Origin of the sequence: Microbacterium sp. (assembly GCF_031988965.1) — a bacterium.
GTDB lineage: Bacteria > Actinomycetota > Actinomycetes > Actinomycetales > Microbacteriaceae > Microbacterium.
This window is the reverse complement of the sequence record NZ_DALZXX010000012.1, coordinates 26,589-43,807: the sequence shown is the minus strand read 5'-3', so window position 1 is coordinate 43,807 and position 17,219 is coordinate 26,589. Positions and strand designations below refer to the sequence as shown.

At 68.7% G+C, this 17,219-nt stretch carries 20 protein-coding genes; 10 read left to right on the top strand and 10 right to left on the bottom strand.

From position 1 onward, the window contains the following. The 4 genes from RTM68_RS05145 to RTM68_RS05130 form a co-directional block, all read left to right on the top strand. Nucleotides 1–884 (top strand): hypothetical protein (locus RTM68_RS05145; RefSeq protein ID WP_312168901.1); only part of this gene is annotated, 884 nt, incomplete at its 5' end. Nucleotides 885–888: 4 nt separating this feature from the next. After that, nucleotides 889–1,221, top strand: a complete 333-nt coding sequence (locus RTM68_RS05140; protein WP_312168898.1) for a thiamine-binding protein — start codon at nucleotides 889–891, stop codon at nucleotides 1,219–1,221. A 9-nt stretch (nucleotides 1,222–1,230) separates the two neighbouring features. Next, complete coding sequence (locus RTM68_RS05135) at nucleotides 1,231–2,451, top strand: MFS transporter (protein WP_312168895.1); 1,221 nt, start codon at nucleotides 1,231–1,233, stop codon at nucleotides 2,449–2,451. Nucleotides 2,452–2,479: 28 nt separating this feature from the next. After that, the gene (locus tag RTM68_RS05130) at nucleotides 2,480–3,103 is read left to right on the top strand and encodes an NUDIX domain-containing protein (protein WP_312168893.1); all 624 of its coding nucleotides are present in this window, start codon (nucleotides 2,480–2,482) and stop codon (nucleotides 3,101–3,103) included. Nucleotides 3,104–3,112: 9 nt separating this feature from the next. On the opposite strand, the gene RTM68_RS05125 is transcribed toward RTM68_RS05130, so the two are convergent. Both RTM68_RS05125 and RTM68_RS05120 read right to left on the bottom strand, forming a co-directional pair. After that, on the bottom strand, nucleotides 3,113–4,321 hold the full coding sequence (locus RTM68_RS05125; RefSeq protein WP_312168891.1) for a homoserine O-acetyltransferase: 1,209 nt from the start codon (nucleotides 4,319–4,321) through the stop codon (nucleotides 3,113–3,115). A gap of 119 nt (nucleotides 4,322–4,440) precedes the next feature. Then, complete coding sequence (locus tag RTM68_RS05120; protein ID WP_312168889.1) at nucleotides 4,441–5,763, bottom strand: bifunctional o-acetylhomoserine/o-acetylserine sulfhydrylase; 1,323 nt, start codon at nucleotides 5,761–5,763, stop codon at nucleotides 4,441–4,443. Nucleotides 5,764–5,933: 170 nt separating this feature from the next. On the opposite strand from RTM68_RS05120, the gene RTM68_RS05115 reads away from it, so the two are divergent. The 3 genes from RTM68_RS05115 to RTM68_RS05105 are packed head-to-tail and all read left to right on the top strand — an operon-like array spanning nucleotide 5,934 to nucleotide 8,052. Further along, nucleotides 5,934–6,716 carry an SDR family oxidoreductase gene (locus RTM68_RS05115; RefSeq protein ID WP_312168887.1) on the top strand — a complete coding sequence of 261 codons (783 nt, stop codon included), beginning with the start codon at nucleotides 5,934–5,936 and terminating at the stop codon, nucleotides 6,714–6,716. 3 nt (nucleotides 6,717–6,719) lie between these two features. Next, nucleotides 6,720–7,430, top strand: a complete 711-nt coding sequence (locus RTM68_RS05110) for a uracil-DNA glycosylase (RefSeq protein ID WP_312168885.1) — start codon at nucleotides 6,720–6,722, stop codon at nucleotides 7,428–7,430. A gap of 4 nt (nucleotides 7,431–7,434) precedes the next feature. After that, nucleotides 7,435–8,052: an N-acetyltransferase family protein gene (locus RTM68_RS05105; protein WP_312168883.1), complete on the top strand. Its 618-nt coding sequence runs from the start codon at nucleotides 7,435–7,437 to the stop codon at nucleotides 8,050–8,052. A gap of 40 nt (nucleotides 8,053–8,092) precedes the next feature. Here RTM68_RS05105 and RTM68_RS05100 read toward each other — a convergent pair whose 3' ends face one another. The 6 genes from RTM68_RS05100 to RTM68_RS05075 form a co-directional block, all read right to left on the bottom strand. Then, entirely contained in the window at nucleotides 8,093–8,887 is a 795-nt protein-coding gene (locus tag RTM68_RS05100) for an ABC transporter ATP-binding protein (protein WP_312168882.1), read from the bottom strand. Next, a complete protein-coding gene (locus tag RTM68_RS05095; RefSeq protein WP_312168881.1) occupies nucleotides 8,884–9,696 on the bottom strand; it encodes an ABC transporter ATP-binding protein in 813 nt (270 codons plus the stop codon). Before RTM68_RS05095 ends, RTM68_RS05100 begins: the two co-directional genes overlap by 4 nt. Continuing rightward, the gene (locus tag RTM68_RS05090) at nucleotides 9,693–10,562 is read right to left on the bottom strand and encodes an ABC transporter permease (RefSeq protein ID WP_312168878.1); all 870 of its coding nucleotides are present in this window, start codon (nucleotides 10,560–10,562) and stop codon (nucleotides 9,693–9,695) included. Before RTM68_RS05090 ends, RTM68_RS05095 begins: the two co-directional genes overlap by 4 nt. Continuing rightward, a complete protein-coding gene (locus RTM68_RS05085; RefSeq protein WP_312168876.1) occupies nucleotides 10,559–11,509 on the bottom strand; it encodes an ABC transporter permease in 951 nt (316 codons plus the stop codon). The genes RTM68_RS05090 and RTM68_RS05085 overlap by 4 nt, the downstream gene beginning before the upstream one ends. A gap of 16 nt (nucleotides 11,510–11,525) precedes the next feature. After that, nucleotides 11,526–13,040: an ABC transporter substrate-binding protein gene (locus tag RTM68_RS05080; RefSeq protein ID WP_312168874.1), complete on the bottom strand. Its 1,515-nt coding sequence runs from the start codon at nucleotides 13,038–13,040 to the stop codon at nucleotides 11,526–11,528. A 92-nt stretch (nucleotides 13,041–13,132) separates the two neighbouring features. Further along, the gene (locus tag RTM68_RS05075; protein ID WP_312168871.1) at nucleotides 13,133–14,053 is read right to left on the bottom strand and encodes an alpha/beta hydrolase; all 921 of its coding nucleotides are present in this window, start codon (nucleotides 14,051–14,053) and stop codon (nucleotides 13,133–13,135) included. A 171-nt stretch (nucleotides 14,054–14,224) separates the two neighbouring features. On the opposite strand from RTM68_RS05075, the gene RTM68_RS05070 reads away from it, so the two are divergent. From RTM68_RS05070 to RTM68_RS05060, 3 genes are all read left to right on the top strand, one after another. Continuing rightward, nucleotides 14,225–14,701, top strand: coding sequence for a carboxymuconolactone decarboxylase family protein (locus tag RTM68_RS05070; RefSeq protein WP_312168868.1), 477 nt, complete (start codon nucleotides 14,225–14,227; stop codon nucleotides 14,699–14,701). Then, nucleotides 14,698–15,408, top strand: a complete 711-nt coding sequence (locus RTM68_RS05065; protein ID WP_312168865.1) for a tyrosine-protein phosphatase — start codon at nucleotides 14,698–14,700, stop codon at nucleotides 15,406–15,408. The genes RTM68_RS05070 and RTM68_RS05065 overlap by 4 nt, the downstream gene beginning before the upstream one ends. 68 nt (nucleotides 15,409–15,476) lie before the next feature. Then, nucleotides 15,477–15,947, top strand: a complete 471-nt coding sequence (locus RTM68_RS05060; RefSeq protein ID WP_312168862.1) for an SIP domain-containing protein — start codon at nucleotides 15,477–15,479, stop codon at nucleotides 15,945–15,947. On the opposite strand, the gene RTM68_RS05055 is transcribed toward RTM68_RS05060, so the two are convergent. Beyond that, a complete protein-coding gene (locus RTM68_RS05055) occupies nucleotides 15,905–16,384 on the bottom strand; it encodes a Fe-S oxidoreductase (RefSeq protein ID WP_312168860.1) in 480 nt (159 codons plus the stop codon). The genes RTM68_RS05060 and RTM68_RS05055 overlap by 43 nt on opposite strands. Beyond that, nucleotides 16,381–17,184 (bottom strand): arginase family protein, encoded by an 804-nt coding sequence (locus RTM68_RS05050; RefSeq protein WP_312168857.1) that lies wholly within the window; start codon nucleotides 17,182–17,184, stop codon nucleotides 16,381–16,383. Before RTM68_RS05050 ends, RTM68_RS05055 begins: the two co-directional genes overlap by 4 nt. Nucleotides 17,185–17,219: the final 35 nt, after the last annotated feature.

Sequence of the window (17,219 nt, the reverse complement as noted above, 5' to 3'; positions counted from 1 at the left end):
CACGCCGCGCAGCTGCGTGGTTCTGGACCGCCGCGCTGCTCCTGCTGGGGCCCATCGCGATGTACCGCATCGACGCGATCGCGGTGCCGCTGGCCGTGGTCGGGGGACTGTGGCTGGCCCGTCGCCCCGCCGTCGCGGCCGCTCTGCTCACGATCGGCGCCTGGATCAAGATCTGGCCGGCGGCTCTCGTCCTCGCGGCGGTCGTGGCCTCGCGACACCGCATGCGCATCGCCCTCACCGCAGCCGCTGTGACGGCGGGCGTCATCGGAGCGCTCCTGCTCCTCGGAGCCGACACCGAGATCTTCGGCTTCCTGACAGCGCAGACCGGGCGCGGCCTGCAGATCGAGGCCGTCGCCGCGACGCCGTTCCTCTGGATGGCGCTCGTCGGTGCGGCCCGCATCGAGTACAGCTTCGACATCCTCACCTTCCAGATCGTCGCGCCGGGCGCCGACGCGGTCGCGGCCGTGCTGACACCGCTCATGGTCGTGCTCGTCGGGGTGGTCACCGCGATCGGCGCCATGAAGACGATGCGAGGAGCATCCTTCTCGCGCCTCTTCCCGCCCCTCGCCCTCTCTCTCGTGCTCGCGCTGATCGTGATGAACAAGGTCGGTTCTCCGCAGTTCCAGTCGTGGGTGATCGCTCCGGTAATCCTCTGGTTCGTCGTCGACCGGACGAGGGCCGCGACGTCGGCCGTCATCGCACTCGCCCTGTGCGCGCTGACCTGCCTCGTCTACCCGCTGACCTATGACGCTCTTCTGCGCGCGGATCTCGTCCCCATCGCGATCCTGACCCTCCGCAACGTCCTGCTCGTGGTCGGACTCGTCGTCGGCATCCGTGCCCTCGTCGCCGTGCCGACTCCTGGCCCCACCCACCCCAAGGAGTGAACCCATGCTGATCGCCTTCTCCGTCGCGCCGAGCGGTACCCCTGCCGACGGCTCCGAGCGCTCCGACGCCTCGGTGCACGACGCCGTCGCCGCCGCCGTCAAGGTCGTGCGCGAGTCCGGGCTGCCTCATCGCACGACGAGCATGTTCACCGAGATCGAGGGGCCCGACTGGGATTCCGTCATGGACGTCGTCAAGCGCGCGACCGAGGCGGTGCTGCCGTTCGGCTCTCGAGTCTCGCTCGTGCTGAAGGCCGACATCCGCCCCGGATACACGGGCGAGCTGGACGCGAAGATCGATCGCCTGGAGTCGACGATCGAGGAGTCCGACGGCCGGTAGACTCGACGGGTGAATCCCTCGACTGAATCGAGGGGTGCGGCGAAGTGGGCGCTCCTCTCCCTCGCCATCGGCAGCTTCGGCATCGGCATGACCGAGTTCGTCATCATGGGCCTGCTGCCCGACATCGCGACCGAGCTGCTCCCCACGCAATGGGCCGCCAGCCCGGAAGACGCTCTGAGTCAGGCCGGCTGGCTGATCTCGCTGTATGCGCTGGGCGTCGTCGTCGGTGCTCCGACGATCGCCGGTTTCGTGGCGCGGTTCCCCCGGCACCGGGTGATGATCGGACTCGCGCTCGCGCTGACGCTGTTCAACGCCCTCACCGTGGTGCTGCCGACCTTCGAGCTGGTCGGCGCATCGCGGTTCCTCGCCGGTCTGCCGCACGGCGCCTACTTCGGCATCGGTGCTCTGGTCGCTGCGGACGTGATGGGGCCCGGCAAGCGTGCGAAGGGCGTCGCGTTCATCCTCACCGGACTCACGATCGCCAACGTGGTGGGGGTGCCGTTCGGCACGTTCCTCGGCCAGCAGTTCGGCTGGCGCGCCGCGTTCGCGGTGGTCGCTCTCGTCTTCGCGCTCGCGACGCTGTGCATCGTGTTCTTCGTGCCTGCGCATCCTGGATCGCCCGGTCGGACGATGCGGGAAGAGCTGGGGGTCTTCCGGATTCCGCAGGTCTGGTTCGCGCTCGGAATCGGAGCGATCGGATTCGGCGGCTTCTTCGCGGTCTACAGCTACATCGCGCCGCTCGTCACGGACGTCGCAGGCTCGCCCGAGTGGGCGGTGCCGATCGTCCTCGTGCTGATGGGCCTCGGGATGACCGCGGGCAACATCGTCGGCGGGCACCTCGCCGACATCGATCTGCGCCGCACGCTGCTGATCGGCCTCGCGGTACTGGCTCTCGTCCTCGCTCTCCTGGGCGCGCTGTCCTTCTGGATCGTCACGCTCAGCGTCCTCGTGTTCGTGGTCGGCTTCGTGTCATCGGTGCTGAGCCCCACGATCCAGACGCGGCTGATGGACGTCGCCGGAGACAACCAGTCGATCGCCGCCGCTCTCAACCACTCGGCGCTGAACATCGGCAACAGCCTGGGCGCGTTCCTCGGCGGCGTCGTGATCGCCGCCGGGTGGGGATACACCGCTCCGTCGTGGACCGGCGCGCTGCTCGCGGTCGCCGGTCTGCTCATTGCTCTGGTGTCGTACCGGGTCGACGCGAGACGGTCCGCTCTGGCCTCGCTCTAGTTCGCCACTTGAGCCGTAGAGTGACGGGATGAGTGACACCGACGAGCTCCCGGTCGCGGGAACGGTGGTGCTGCTTCGTGCAGGGGCCGTGGGTGTCGAGGTGCTTCTCATCCGGCGTCCGGACCGCGGATCGTTCGCGGCAGCGTGGGTGTTCCCCGGCGGCAAGGTCGAGACGGGCGACAGATCTCCCGGTGCGGATGAGCAGGACGATGCGCGCCTCGCAGCCGCGCGCGAGACCTCGGAGGAGGTCGGCCTGTCGATCACCGGACCGATGCCCGCGCTGTCCCGCTGGCAGCCGCCGCGCGAGGCACCCGTGCGCATCCGCACGTGGTTCTTCCTCGCGGAGGCGCCCGACAGGCCGTTGTCGCCCTCGCCGGGTGAAGTCGCGGACGTGGCCTGGGTCACCCCTGCCGAGGCTCTGCGTCGCCATGCCGCAGGGGAGTGGATGCTCTATCCGCCCACGTGGATGACGCTGCACGGGTTGAGCCGATTCGCGAGTGCTCGCGATGCGTTCGACGCCGCCGGGACGGCGGAGATGTTCGCGACGCGGATCGAGCGGACCGAGGCGGGCACCGTCTTCGCCTGGGGAGCGCTGCGGCTGGAGACCGGGGCCCTGCCCTGGCGCCTCGTCGACACCGACCGGTCGGGGTAGTCGGAAGGACTAGGCGGCGAGCAGCCTGCGCAGATGCCCTCCGACGGCCTCCGTCTCGATCAGGAATCCGTCGTGGCCGAAGTCGCTGGTGAGCACGACGGCGTCCGGTCCGTCGAGGGTGTTCGGGATGCTCCGGGCGATCCGATGCTGTCCATCCACGGGGAACAGTCGATCGCTGTCGATGCCCAGCACGAGTGTGGTCGCAGACACGGTGCGCAACGCCTCTTCGACGCCGCCCCGGTCGCGCCCGACATCGTGCGAGTTCATCGCCTCGACGAGGGTGACGTAGCTGTTGGCGTCGAACCGCCGAGTGAACTTGTTGCCGTGGAAATCGAGGTACGACTCGACGGCGAAGCGTCCGCCGTGTCCGAGTGGCGAGACGTCGGACTGCCACGAGCGCTGGAATCGCTGGTTCAGTTCGATCGGACTGCGGTAGTTCAGCAGAGCCATGCGACGAGCGAGCGCGAGGCCTCGATGCGGCCCGTCGCCGTCGGCGAGATCGTAGTAATCGCCGCCCTGGAAGCGCGGATCCATGCGGATGGTCCCGAGCTGCACGGTGTTCAGCGCGATCTGGTCGGCCGTGGTGACCGGCGGCGAGGAGAGCACGGCGAGCCGTTCGACGCGCTCGGGATGCGAGATCGCCCACTCCAGGGCATGCATCCCTCCCATGGATCCGCCGATCACGGCCGCCCAGGCGTCGATGCCGAGGGCGTCGGCGAGGCGTACCTGCGCGGCGACCTGATCGCGGATCGTCAGGTAGGGGAAGCGCGAGCCCCACTCGTACCCGGACGGGGCGATGCTCGCCGGACCGGTCGACCCCTGGCATCCGCCCAGCATGTTCGGAGCGATCACGAACCAGCGATCGGTGTCCAGCGGTGCTCCGGGGCCCGTGATGTCCTCCCACCATCCCGCCGTCGGGTGGCCGGCGCCTGCGCTGCCACGCACATGGCTGTCACCGGTGAGCGCGTGGAGGACGAGGATCGCGTTGTCGCGCGACTCGTTCAGTTCGCCCCAGGTCTCGAAGGCGAGACGGATGCTCGGCAGCTCCGCCCCGCTCTCGGTGCGGAAGGCGCCGAAAGTCGCGAAGCGACGGTCTCCGGCGGGATCGCCGTCTTGCCATGCGCCCGTCGCCGGTGGTCGCGCACGGAGCAGCCGGACGTCGGCCTCCGTCACGGGTGCCGAGGGCACCGTGTCCTCGGAAGTCGTCTGCCAGTCCATGACACCCATTCTCGCGTGGTCGGTGACGCCTCGGCCGAAGGTTACGTCTCGGTGTGCCGCCTGCACGCACAGATGCCCCGGACCGGAGTCCGGGGCATCTCGGCGTGCAGGGTCGTGGATCAGGCGCGAGCCGCCTCCGACACACGGCGTGCTGCGGCGAGGGCCTCGTCGAGGTCCGCCTTCAGATCGTCGATGTTCTCGATGCCGACCGAAAGGCGCACGAGGCCGGGGGTGACGCCGGCGGTGAGCTGCTGCTCGGGCGTGAGCTGCGCGTGCGTGGTCGATGCGGGGTGGATGACGAGCGAGCGCACGTCGCCGATGTTGGCGAGGTGGCTGAACAGCGACAGGCTGTTGACGAACTCGCGTCCCGCCTCCACGCCGCCCTTGAGCTCGAACGACAGCACAGCCCCGACGCCCTTGGGAGCGTACTCGTTCGCCTTGGCGTACCACGGCGAGGACGGCAGGCCCGAGTAGTTGACGGACGCGACGTCGTCGCGGTTGTCGAGCCACTCGGCGATGTCCTGCGCGTTCTGCACGTGGCGCTCGATGCGCAGCGACAGCGTCTCGATGCCCTGGATGAGGTTCCAGGCGCTCTGCGGCGCGATGGCCGAGCCCAGGTCGCGCAGCAGCTGCACACGGGCCTTGATGATGTAGGCGAGCGGGTCGCCGACGGCGGCGGTGTAGCTGGCGCCGTGGTAGGAGGGGTCGGGCTCGGTGAGCCCCGGGAAGCGCTCGACGTTCTTCGACCACTCGAAGGTGCCGCCGTCGATGATCACGCCGCCGATGGTGGTGCCGTGGCCGCCGAGGAACTTGGTGACCGAGTGCACCACGATGTCTGCGCCGTGCTCGAACGGACGGATCAGGTACGGGGTCGCGATCGTGTTGTCGACGATCAGCGGGACGCCGCCCTCGTGCGCCACGTCGGCGACGGTGCGGATGTCGAGGATGTTGATCTGCGGGTTGCCGATGGTCTCGGCGAAGAACAGCTTCGTGTTCGGGCGGACCGCGCGGCGCCACTCCTCGGGGTCGTCCTGGTTCTCGACGAACGTGACCTCGATGCCGAGCTTTGCGAGCGTGTACTTGAAGAGGTTGTACGTGCCGCCGTAGATCGAGCTCGACGACACGATGTGGTCGCCCGCCTGCGCGATGTTCAGGACCGCGAAGGTCGACGCGGCCTGGCCGCTGGAGAGGACGAGGGCGCCGGTGCCCCCCTCGAGCGCGGCGAGGCGCTGTTCCAGCACATCCTGGGTCGGGTTCTGGATGCGGGTGTAGATGTTGCCGAACTCGGCCAGGGCGAACAGGTTCGCCGCGTGGTCCGCGCTGTCGAACACGTACGACGTGGTCTGGTAGATCGGCGTGGCACGTGCCTTGGTCACCGGGTCGGGAGCGGCGCCGGAGTGGATCTGCTTGGTCTCGAAACGCCAGGTCTCGGGTGCGGACATGTGTTCCCCCTGGAACTGTGGGACGGTCGATTCGGCTGATGCCGTTGCAAGCGAGAGTACGGACTATCGCTGACTGTCAACAGTGAGCGGGAAATGTGACGTAACAGTGAGCGCCCGCGTTTCCGCGCGCGACGGCCGCCATAGCGCGTCAGAGGTCGTACGGTGGAGCCATGGCTATCAGGCGTGCAGTGGTGACAGGTGCGAGCTCGGGGATCGGGGAGGCGACGGTTCGCGCATTGAGATCTCGCGGGTGGGAGGTCGTCGGCGTCGCACGCCGGGCCGACCGCCTCGCCGCGCTGTCGGCCGAGACCGGTGCGTCGACCATCGCATGCGACCTCACGGATTCGGACTCGGTCGCCGCGCTCGTCGACGAGCTCCGTGCCTCAGGACCGGTGCACGCTCTCGTGCAGGTCGCGGGCGGGGCACGCGGAACGGATCGCGTCGAAGACGGATCCATCGATGACTGGCAGTGGATGTACGACGCGAACGTGCTGTCGAGTCAGCGCCTGGTCGCGGGCCTGCTGCCGCTGCTGCGACTCGCCGCCTCGGAGGACGGACACGCCGACACGCTCTTCGTGACGTCGACCGCGGCCCAGGTGGCGTATGCGGGCGGCGGGGGATACAACGCCGCGAAGGCCGCGCAGTCGATGCTCGTGCACGCCCTGCGCCTCGAGCTCAACGGTGAGCCGATCCGTGTCTCGGAGATCGCACCGGGACTCGTGCACACCGAGGAGTTCACCCTCAACCGCCTGGGCGGCGATACGGTCGCAGCTGAAGCCGTGTACTCGGGCGTCGAGGCGCCGCTGCTCGCCGAAGACGTCGCCGATGTGATCGCCTATGCGCTGGATGCGCCCGGCCACGTGAACCTCGACCTCGTCACGATGCGCCCGGTCGCCCAGTCTGCGAACCATCTGCTCGCGCGCGGGCCGCTGCGCGTGCGCCCGGTCGACTGAGCGGTGACCTCTCGCACGCTGGTCGAGCTCGCCGAGGCGGGGGAGATCGACCGGGGATGGGCGGACGCCCTCGCCCCGGCGCAGGATGTCATCAGTGGACTGGGTGAGCGGCTCCGCGCGGAGCAGGCGGAGGGGCGCGGCTACCTGCCGGCGGGTGAGCAGGTGCTCCGCGCCTTCCGACGACCGCTCTCCGAGGTCCGCGTGCTGATCACCGGCCAGGATCCGTATCCGACTCCAGGGCACCCGATCGGTCTGTCCTTCGCGGTCGATCGCGCGGTTCGACCGCTTCCGCGCAGCCTCGCGAACATCTATCGCGAGCGGGAGAGCGACCTCGGCATCCCTCCGGCGTCGCATGGCGACCTCACGGCCTGGAGCGAGCAGGGCGTGCTCCTCCTCAACAGGGTGCTGACCGTTCGACCCGGGGAGGCGGGATCGCACCGGGGATGGGGGTGGGAGACCGTCACCGAGCTCGCCATCCGGGCCCTCGTCGCGCGGGACCAGCCGCTCGTCGCCGTCCTCTGGGGCAGAGACGCCGCGAAGCTGCAGCCGATGCTCGGGTCGATTCCCGTCATCGCCTCGGCGCATCCTTCGCCGCTGTCGGCGAGTCGGGGGTTCTTCGGTTCGCGCCCGTTCTCTCGGGTCAACACGCTTCTGGAAGAGCTCGGAGAGGCCCCCGTGGACTGGCGCGTCGACGGGGAGCTGCCCCTAAGCTGATCGCATGCAGTTCGAGCCCGGTGATCGCCGCCGCGTCCTGCCGCGCCATCTGCGCCCGCAGTCGGCTCCCGAGGTCTTCTCGTACACGATCCGCGCGGCCAGGTCGGCCGATCTTCCGCACATCCGCGAGATCTACAACCATTTCGTGAGCAACTCGGTGGTCACGCTCGACGAACGTCGCAGCAGCATCCCGTACTGGCGGGAGAAGTTCGCCCTGCTGAGCAAGCTCGATCTGCCGTTCCTCGTCGCCGTCTCGCCGACCGGCGTGGTGATCGGCTACGCGCTCGCGCAGCCGTGGGCAGGCAAGAACGCCTACAGGTTCACCGTCGAGGACTCGATCTACCTGGGGCCGGGCGCCGGCGGGAAGGGGCTCGGTGTCGCACTGCTGCAGGCGCTGATCGACGGCTGCGAGCAGCTGGGCATCAGGGAGATGGTCGCCGTGATCAGCGACACCAAGGCCGAGGCGTCGATCCGTCTGCACGCCAAGCTGGGCTTCGTCGAGGCTGGTCGCATGGGCCGAGTCGGCCACAAGTTCGGCCGCGACCTCGGCACGGTGTACATGCGTCGGGCATTGCGTCCGGCTCGACGGCGACGGCTGTTCGGCGCGGTCTCCGGTCGCTGACCCCGCGCGCGTGCCCCGAGCCGGGCCGATCCGACCGGGGTCAGCCCTCGGAGCCGGGTATCACCGGGATCGCCGCCAGGAGCGTCTTCGTGTACTCATGCGTCGGATGCAGCAGCACGTCGGTCATGGCTCCGCGCTCGACGATGCTCCCGTCCTTCATCACCACCACCGTGTCGCACAGGTTCTGGACCACCCCGATGTCGTGAGACACCAGCACGAGCGTGAGGTCGGTCGTGCGCCGCAGCTCGATGAGCAGTTCGAGGATCTGGGCACGCACCGTCACGTCGAGGGCGGACAGCGGCTCGTCTCCGATCAGGATGCGCGGGCGGTGCACGATGGCCCGAGCGAGGGCGATGCGCTGGCGCTGACCACCCGAGAACTCGTGCGGGTAGCGGTCGCCCATGTCGGGCTCGAGTCCGACCTGGGCGAGCACCTCGCGCACGCGGGAGGCATGATCGCCGTCGATGCCGAGTGCCCAAAGCGGTTCGCCGATGATCTGCGCGGCGGTCATGCGCGGGTCCAGCGATGCATAGGGATCCTGGAAGACCAGGCCGGTCTGACGGCGCAGCCAGTGCAGCGACCGCGCGGGGGCTGAGGCGTCCACCGGCCGTCCGTCGACGGTGACGTGCCCGGCGGTCGGCCGGTCGAGGCCGAGCAGCAGGCGGATGAGTGTGGACTTGCCCGATCCCGACTCGCCGATGATCCCCACGGACGATCCCTCGACGACGTCGAGGTCGGTGGGCGCGAGAGCGGTCTGTGTCCGCGTGCGCTCGAAGACCGATCTCTTCGGCACGACGAACTCGCGGCTGAGTCCGCGCGCCTCCAGCAGACTCATCGTGCGTCTCCCTGCGGTCGCCAGAGCGTGGCGGTGGCGTCGCGCAGGAGACCCTGGGTGACGGGTGAGGCGGGCGCGCTCAGAAGCGTGCTCACGGGCGCGTGCTCGACGACACGCCCGTTCTCGAGGACGACGCCGTCCGTGGCCACCTGCGACAGCACTGCGAGGTCGTGGGTGATGAACACGAGGGACATCCCCTCCTCCTCGACCAGACGCAGCATGAGCGAGAGGATCTCGGCCTGGATCGTGACGTCGAGCGCGGTGGTGGGCTCGTCCGCGATGAGCAGGCGCGGTCGGCAGGCGAGGGCCATCGCGATCGCCACTCGCTGTCGCTGACCGCCGGAGAGCTGATGCGGGTAGCGGTCGACGATGGATTCGGGATCGGGCAGGCGTACCCGTGCCGCTTCCTGAACTGCGCGTGCCCGGGCCTCGCGTCGGCCGATCCCTTCATGGATCCGGATCGACTCGGCGATCTGCCTGCCCACCGTGCGGATCGGGTTCAGCGCGGTGCGCGGCTCCTGGAAGACGATGCCGATCTCGTCTCCCCGGAGTCGCGCGAGCTCGCGGTCGGGGAGCCCGATGAGCTCGGTGCCTTCCCAGCGGATGCTCCCCGAGGCGCGGGCCCCGTCGGGAAGGAGACCGAGGACAGCGAGTGCGGTGAGCGACTTGCCCGATCCGGATTCGCCGATGAGGCCGAGACGACTGCCGTCGGGAACGTCGAAGGACACGCCGTCGACCACGCGTCGCCCGTCGATCTCGATGACCAGGTCGCGCACCTCGAGGCCGTCGGCAGGTGCCTGACGGGTCATGCGACCACCGCCGGGGTGTGGGTCTCGGCGGCGCGGTGCTGCAGCGTCGGGTCGGTCGCCTCGCGCAGCCCGTCTCCGAGCAGATTGAGGGCGAGCACGGTGACCGTGATCGCGAGGCCGGGCCAGATGACCGACAGGGGGTGCACTCCGATGTAGCGCTGCAGGTCGGACAGGAGCAGACCCCAGCTCGGCTCGACCACGGAGGCGCCGAATCCGAGATAGGAGAGACCGGCCTCGGCGAGCACCGCGACGGCCATCGACCACGAGAGCTGCACGATGAACACCGGGGCGACGTTCGGCAGCAGATGCCGGATCAGGCTCTGGCTGCTCGTGAGTCCGGAGGCTCGGGCCGCCACGACGAAATCGCTCTGCTGCACGCGGCGGAGCTCGGGGCGGGTGACACGCGCGATGTTGACGCCGAACCCGATGCCGACCGACCAGATCACGACCCACAGTGAGCCGCCCCAGACAGAGGAGATCATCATCGCGATGATCAGCACGGGGAAGGCGATGAGGATGTCGACGAGCACCGCGACGGTCTCGCGCATCCACCGGGCGGTGAGCGCCCCGAGCGCGGACAGGGCGATGCCCACGAGAGTCGCGATGACACCGGCTCCCACGGTGACGAAGACGGTCGTCCTGGCGCCCGCCATGAGCACGCTCAGGATGTCGCGACCGGTGTCGTCGGTGCCCAGCAGATGGGGCCATCCCGGTGCGGACCACCGAGCACGGACGTCGGAGTACTGGGGGTCGAACGGAGTCCAGAACAGGGAGACGAGTGCCGTGGCGGCGACGATCGCGACCACGATCACTCCGAAGCGGCCTGTGGGGGTCTGCCAGAGACGACGAAGCCAGCGCGGCATCATGACGACTCCCTCTGTCGTGGGTCGATCGTGCGGTGGAGCAGATCGACCAGGAACCCGACGATCAGGACGAAGCCCGTGAGCACGAGCAGTTCGCTCTGCACCTTGACGAGGTCGCGCGTGCCGACGTCGGCGATCAGCATGCGACCGATGCCGGGAAGAGTGAAGAGCTGCTCGATCACGACCGATCCCACGATGATCCCCGCGACCTGAAGGCCCAGCACCGTGATGATCGAGAGCCCGACTGCCGGGATGCCGTGGGAGATCAGAGCCCGGTTCCTGGTCAGTCCTTTCGCGGCGGCCGTACGGACGAAGTCCTGGTTGGCCGCCTGCAGCGTGGCGCTGCGGACGAACCGCATGAGCATGGCGCCCTCGACGATCCCGATGGTGAGCGCCGGCAGCAGCAGCGACTCGATGGCCTTGCCCGGCGTGCTCCAGCCCGTACGCGGGAATCCCTGGGGCGGGAGCCAGCCGAGCCACACCGAGAACACGACGATCAGCATCATTCCCGCCCACACCACGGGAACGGCCGCGAGGGCCTGAGCGCCCACGCTCAGTGCGGTGCCGCCGCGGCGACCGCGCTGCACTGCGGCGAGGATGCCGAACGGCACGGCGATCAGCACGGCGATCGCGAGCGACATGATGCCGAGCGGCACGGTCACCTGGGCCTTGAGGACGAGTTCTTCGCCCACGGATGCTCCCGACAGCAGCGAGGTGCCCAGATCTCCGCGCAGGAGGCCGCCCATCCAGTCCAGATACTGTGCGGGCAGCGGTCGATCGAGTCCGAGGGATTCGCGCAGCGCCTGCACCTCTGCGGGCGATGCCTGTGTTCCGGCGATCAGCTGTGCGACGTCACCGGGGAAGACGCGGAGCGTCAGGAAGATGAGCAGGCTCGACACGAGGAGCCCTGCGACCAGCAGGGCTCCTCGGACGAGCACGTAGCGGATCACGAGGAGCGGATCGCCGTCACTTCTCCGCGGCGACGGTGACGCCGGCGAGGTCGATGCGTGAGTTGATCGAGTCCTCGGGGAACCCGGAGACGAGTGGGCTCACCGCTGTGATCGTCGCACCGTTGTACAGCCAGTCGGCGGCGTGGTCCTCGGACACGATGCGGGCGGCCTCCGCCAGCAGATCTGCCGAGGCGTCGGGGTCGACCTCGGCGAGCGCTTCTGCATACAGGGCCTGGACGTCTGCGTTGTCGTATCCGAAGTAGTACTCGGGGTCGGCGAAGTTGCCGAAGTCGCGCGGCTCGACGTGGAGCACGAAGCTCAGGTCGTAGTCGTGGTTCGTGTAGACGTCTTCGAGCCAGGCCGGGAACTCCACGGAGTCGACCTTCAGGGTCACGCCCACCTTCTGGAAGTCAGAGATGAGCACCTTCGGCACCGTGGTCCCGTAGAAGGTGGGGATCGTGAGCGTCAGCTCCAGGTCTTCCTGGCCGGCTTCGGCGAGAAGCTCCTTCGCCTTCTCGGGGTCGTAGGAGATCACATCGGAGAGGTCTTCGTAGCCGGGGTCGAGCTCCGGGATCGGGCCGTAGAGGGTCGTGCCGGAGCCGACCGCCTCGACGAGCGCCTCATGATCGATCGCGAGCCGCAGCGCCTCCCGCACGCGGACATCGTCGAGCGGCGCCTTGGCGTTGTTGAACGCGAGCGTGGCCTTGTCGGTCGTGCGGCCGGTCGTGAGTGTGAACGAATCCTCGAGTTGCGGTGCGAGGTTGGGATCGACGGCGGTGAGGACCTGCACCCCGCCGTCGAGTGCGGCGTTCACTCCTGCAGAGAAGTCGGGGATGTACTGGAATTCGACCTCGGCGACTCCGGCCGGCTCACCCCAGTAGGCGTCGTTCCGTGCGAACGTGATGGCGCTGCCCTTGCTCCAGCGGCTCAGCGTGAATGGGCCGGTGCCGTTCTCGGCGGTCTTCAGATCGGTCGTGTCACCGGTCTGGAACACGAGCCCGGCGGGCCCGGTGAGCGAGAACAGGAAGTTCTGGTTGGGAGCGGTCAGAACGATCTGCACGGTCGCCGGGTCGGGCGCGGTGATCGAGGCGACGGACGCGAACTCGGCGTTGCCCTGCAGCGTGGCATCCGTGCGCACGGCCTCGTAGGAGGAGACCACGTCGGCCGAGGTGAGCGGCGTACCGCTGTGGAACGTGATGCCCTCATTCAGCGTGAACGTGTAGGTCAGCCCGTCGGGGGAGACCTCGTAGTCGCTCGCGAGGCGCGGGACGATCTCGTTCGCCTCGTCGCGACTGACCAGCCCCTCGTAGATGTTGTCGATCAGGATCTGCTCGAGTGCCGCGCCGCTCGTGCGGCGGATGTCGAGGTTGGTCGGCTCGAGCACGAGCCCCACCTGGAGCGTGGCGTCGGGATCGGGATCGCCGATCGGGGCCGTGGCCTCGGGCTCGGCGGTGCCGGTGCAGGCGCTGAGGATGACGGCGCTCGCCGCGATCGTGGAGATCAGCGCGAGACGTCGCGTGCGTCGGAACATGGAGGTTTCCTCTCGGTGCGGCAGATGCTGTGTGCCGTTGGATCGAGCCTAGGGAAGGACTGAGCAGGGGAGCGCGAATCCGGAACGAATCGTCACAATGCCGATGCCGATGCGGCGATCAGCGCGGACAGTTCGACCGGAGCGGTCTCCTGCACGTTGTGCGTCGCGTCGACGCTGATGACGTCTGCGTGGGGGAGCCGGCGCGCGAACTCCTTCGCATCGTCGGCGGTCACGAAGCCTCGTTGAGCCCGCACCAGGGTCAGCGGAGCGGACGTCTTCGCCAGATCCTCCCATCCGGTCGAACTCAGCGGCGAAGGCGCTGCGACGTCGCCGGCGTCGTGCGCGGCGAGCGTCTGCGCCGCGAGGTGCGCGAAATGGTGCTTCCACTCGATCCGGCTGTCAGGGCGCACGCGCGTGTTCAGGAAGACACCGCGCTCGGTCTCGGGGCGCGTGCCGCCGAACCCCAGCGACATCGCGCGGTCCACGAGCTCGTCACGTGTCTCGAAGTCGGTCGGGCCCGCGTAGAACTCGCGCAGCGCGGCGGGGCCCGCGGAGGTGTCGATCCCGGGAGTGATGTCGACGACGATGAGCGCGGCGACGAGGTCGGGGCGGCGAGCGGCGAGCGCAGCTCCGGTCAGGCCGCCGAGGGACTGGCCCACGATCAGCTGAGGCGCATCCGTCCATTCGCCCAGCGCATCCGCCACGTCGACCGCGAGGTTGCGGGGGGAGTAGTCCGCGTCGTCTCTCCAGGATGAGTCTCCGTGACCGGCGAGGTCGATCGCGAGCACGGGCAGACCGAGGGCGAGGATCGTGGTGTCCCAGGTGTGGGCATTGAGGCCTGCACCGTGGAGGAGCGTGATGCGCGGTGCTCCGGCGCCGTAGCGGATCGCGCTCAGCAGGCGCCCGTCCGGAAGGCGATGCGACACACGTTCGGCAGGGGGAGGGGTCGCTCCCAGCCGCTCGGCCTGCGCGGGAAGATAGCTGAACTCGGAGATGTCGATCGCCACCTGCATATTCTGCTCTGATGCCGGGGTCGCGAGGAAATGCCGAAGCGATATGGCAAGTAACACATCGAAATAAAGAGCATTTGCTGAAGCAAATTACCACGTTGTATTGTCATGTTGATCTCGCTGATGCTTCGGATCGCCCGACGTCCTACTCGTACAACGGAATATCATTGAGGCATGAGCGAGACGCGAGTGCACCTCTCCAAGACCGAGCCCGCCGCCTACCAGGCGCTCGACGCCTTCGCGAGGACGGTCGGGAAGATCTGCGCCGACAACGGCATCGACGATCGCCTCAAGGAGATCGTCATGATCCACTGCTCGCAGCTCAACGGATGCAGCTTCTGCACACGCCTGCACGTCGACCGGGCGCTCGCCGCGGGACTCGACACCGACGTGCTCATGCAGATCGCGACCTGGCGCGAGAGTGACGTGTTCAGTGACCGCGAGCGGGCAGCCCTCGAACTCGCCGAGGCGTTCACCTTCATCGCGGAGGAGGGCATCTCCGACGAGGTGTATGACCGCGTCGGCAGCGTGCTCACCGAGAAGGAATACGCGGCGCTCAGCTGGGCGTGCGTGTCGATCAACGCCTTCAACCGCATCGTGATCGCCGGGCGCTATCCGGTTCCTCCGCGCGAACCGCAGGCCCAGGCATGACGATTCTGCACGTCGACGGAGTCAACAACGTCCGCGATGTCGGCGGCATGCCGGCCCGAGGCGGCCGCATCCGGTCCGGCGTCCTGATGCGCTCCGGACAGCTCTCCGGTGCGAGCACTGCCGGCGCCGAGGCGCTCCGGCAGCGGATCGCGCACATCGTCGACCTGCGTGACGGCGAAGAGGTCGCTGTGGAACCGACCGAGATCCCCGGGCCCGATACGACGCACCTCCCGCTGTTCCTCGGCTCGGTGCGCTCGTTCTTCGAGGAGGACACCAGTCTCGACGAGCTGTACCTGCACCTTCTCGAGGAGAGCGGTGATCGACTGGTCGCGGCGATCCGCATCATCGCCCAGGGGGAACCGACCCTCGTGCACTGCACCGTCGGCAAGGACCGAACGGGTGTCACCGTCGCACTCGCTCTCTCGGCTGTGGAGGCGGATCGCGACGCCATCATCGCCGACTACGCGCTCACCGAATCGCAGCTGCCGCCCGAGCGGTCACGCCGTATCGTCGCCTACCTCCGCGCGCAGCATCCGGAAGCCGTGCACGCAATCGCGCTCGCGACCGAGTCGCCTGCCCCCGTGATGCGCGCGCTTCTCGAGAGTGTCGACGAGAGGTGGGGGTCGGCGGCCGACTATCTGCGCGCCAACGGCATGACGGACGCCGAGCTCGATGCGCTGCGCGAGGCCCTCGTCGAGCCCGCGTAGGCGCACGCGCGATTCGCAGGGGCGACCAAGGTTAGGCAACCCTTCGCCTGGTGTACGATAGAGGCATCATGAGCACCTTCCTCGACACTCGCAGCACGCGCGCAGAGCGCCGCGCTGCACGTCGCCGTGCACATCACCTGGTGACGGCCGACGAGAACTCGCTTCTCGAACTCGAGACGTTCCTCGCCACTCTGCCGCTCTGCGCCTCCGGTCGCGTGTTCATCGAGGTCGCCGAGGCGGCTGACATCCGCACGATCGACGCACCTGCGCGGATGACGGTGACCTGGCTCGCCCGAGGAAATCGTTCGGGTGCCCCCGGGACGGGACGCTCGTGCTCGCCGGGCCAGGCTCTCGCACGCGCGACCTGCGCATGGGCGGATGAGATGCTCTGCGGTGACGAGTTCGAGACCCACGTCACGCTCCTCGGCGGCTACCTCGGAACGGCCGACATCGTCGAGCACCTCACGGGCCCTCTCGGCATCGCACCCGCCACGATCTACGCACCCGAGCGGTTCGGGCTTCTCTCTGCGGACCGCTGAGTCGCGCGGCGGCGCACGTAGTTGCCGTCTTCGAGGCCGGCCTCGATCTCGAAGCGATTGCGCAGCGGGTCGCGGCCCGCGAACAGGTAGAGCACCGGGAGGAGCGCCCCGTAGCGCAGCCACTGAGCCTTGTGCACGGCTTCGTGGCGAAGCACGGCGTCGGTCGGTCGCGCATCGCCCGTGAGAAAGCACCCGCCCACGCACACGCCGCCGCGGTTGAACGTCCACTGAGGCATGCCTCGGAAGACCCACAGCCCCGCGCGCTTCTCGACGGGCCCCGTGCTCCACAGCGATCCCCAGGTCCAGCCGACAGCGGTGCCCCACCAGTAACCGAGGCGGCTGAGGGGAGAGCGCAGCAGGAATGCGGGGATGCGCAGATCGGATCGTCTGCCTTCCGTGAGGATGCGATCGGCCGTCGCGCGCCAGTCTTCCGTCATGCCACGGCTCCGACGAGGCGCAGCAGGGCCCCGAGATCGTCGACGGCGTCTGCGGGGGACCGCGGGGCGAATCCCGCGATCGTCGCGCCCGCGAGGGGCACCCGATCGCGGAGTGCGCGGACAGCCGCGCCCACGGCGGAGGGGGAGAGTCCGAACGGCACTGCGGAGGAGACTCCGGTGAGCTCCGCGGGATCCAGCACGTCGACATCGATGTGCACCCAGACCCGTCGGGCGCCGGTGGCTTCGACCGCGTCGGCCAGAGCGTCGATCCGGTCCAGATCGTTCACCGACAACTGAGCGAGGTCATCGAGAACCTCGACCTCGGCGTCGTCGAGGTTGCGCATGCCGACCGTGACGACGCGATCGCGTGGCACGCCCGGCGAGAGCACGAGCTGCGGTTCGCCTTCGCCCAGCACCGCCCGCAGAGCCATGCCTGCGAAGGCTCCGGATGATGATGTCTCGGGAGTGTGCAGATCTCCGTGGGCATCGAACCACACGACGGCGAGATCGTCCGTCCCACCCGGCAGGGCGGCGAGAGCGGCGACGGTCACGCTGCAGTCTCCGCCGATCACGATCGTGTCAGCGGTGGATGCCTCGGCGACCTGCTCACGGGTGCGGAGCAGCGAGCTCAGCCGCCGAACGCCGGTACCGAGCGATTCGCCGGCCTCGACGGGCACGTCGAGCACGGTGGTCGCCGCTCGAGGCAGGTCGCCTGCGATCGCGGACGCGCCGTCGACGAGGAGCATCGCGCGAGCGGCGGGCGAACCCTGCCACTGCGGGACGACGAGGAATCGCACCATGGAGTGCCTCCAGCTGTGAACGAGCGGATGCCCCG

Coding starts and splice junctions, on each gene's coding strand:
- RTM68_RS05055 (WP_312168860.1), bottom strand. CDS start 16,384: ATGACGGAAGACTGGCGCGCGACGGCCGATCGCATCCTCACGGAAGGC.
- RTM68_RS05070 (WP_312168868.1), top strand. CDS start 14,225: ATGAGCGAGACGCGAGTGCACCTCTCCAAGACCGAGCCCGCCGCCTAC.
- RTM68_RS05140 (WP_312168898.1), top strand. CDS start 889: ATGCTGATCGCCTTCTCCGTCGCGCCGAGCGGTACCCCTGCCGACGGC.
- RTM68_RS05100 (WP_312168882.1), bottom strand. CDS start 8,887: ATGAGTCTGCTGGAGGCGCGCGGACTCAGCCGCGAGTTCGTCGTGCCG.
- RTM68_RS05130 (WP_312168893.1), top strand. CDS start 2,480: ATGAGTGACACCGACGAGCTCCCGGTCGCGGGAACGGTGGTGCTGCTT.
- RTM68_RS05125 (WP_312168891.1), bottom strand. CDS start 4,321: ATGGACTGGCAGACGACTTCCGAGGACACGGTGCCCTCGGCACCCGTG.
- RTM68_RS05065 (WP_312168865.1), top strand. CDS start 14,698: ATGACGATTCTGCACGTCGACGGAGTCAACAACGTCCGCGATGTCGGC.
- RTM68_RS05095 (WP_312168881.1), bottom strand. CDS start 9,696: ATGACCCGTCAGGCACCTGCCGACGGCCTCGAGGTGCGCGACCTGGTC.
- RTM68_RS05080 (WP_312168874.1), bottom strand. CDS start 13,040: ATGTTCCGACGCACGCGACGTCTCGCGCTGATCTCCACGATCGCGGCG.
- RTM68_RS05115 (WP_312168887.1), top strand. CDS start 5,934: ATGGCTATCAGGCGTGCAGTGGTGACAGGTGCGAGCTCGGGGATCGGG.
- RTM68_RS05105 (WP_312168883.1), top strand. CDS start 7,435: ATGCAGTTCGAGCCCGGTGATCGCCGCCGCGTCCTGCCGCGCCATCTG.
- RTM68_RS05050 (WP_312168857.1), bottom strand. CDS start 17,184: ATGGTGCGATTCCTCGTCGTCCCGCAGTGGCAGGGTTCGCCCGCCGCT.
- RTM68_RS05120 (WP_312168889.1), bottom strand. CDS start 5,763: ATGTCCGCACCCGAGACCTGGCGTTTCGAGACCAAGCAGATCCACTCC.
- RTM68_RS05075 (WP_312168871.1), bottom strand. CDS start 14,053: ATGCAGGTGGCGATCGACATCTCCGAGTTCAGCTATCTTCCCGCGCAG.
- RTM68_RS05090 (WP_312168878.1), bottom strand. CDS start 10,562: ATGATGCCGCGCTGGCTTCGTCGTCTCTGGCAGACCCCCACAGGCCGC.
- RTM68_RS05060 (WP_312168862.1), top strand. CDS start 15,477: ATGAGCACCTTCCTCGACACTCGCAGCACGCGCGCAGAGCGCCGCGCT.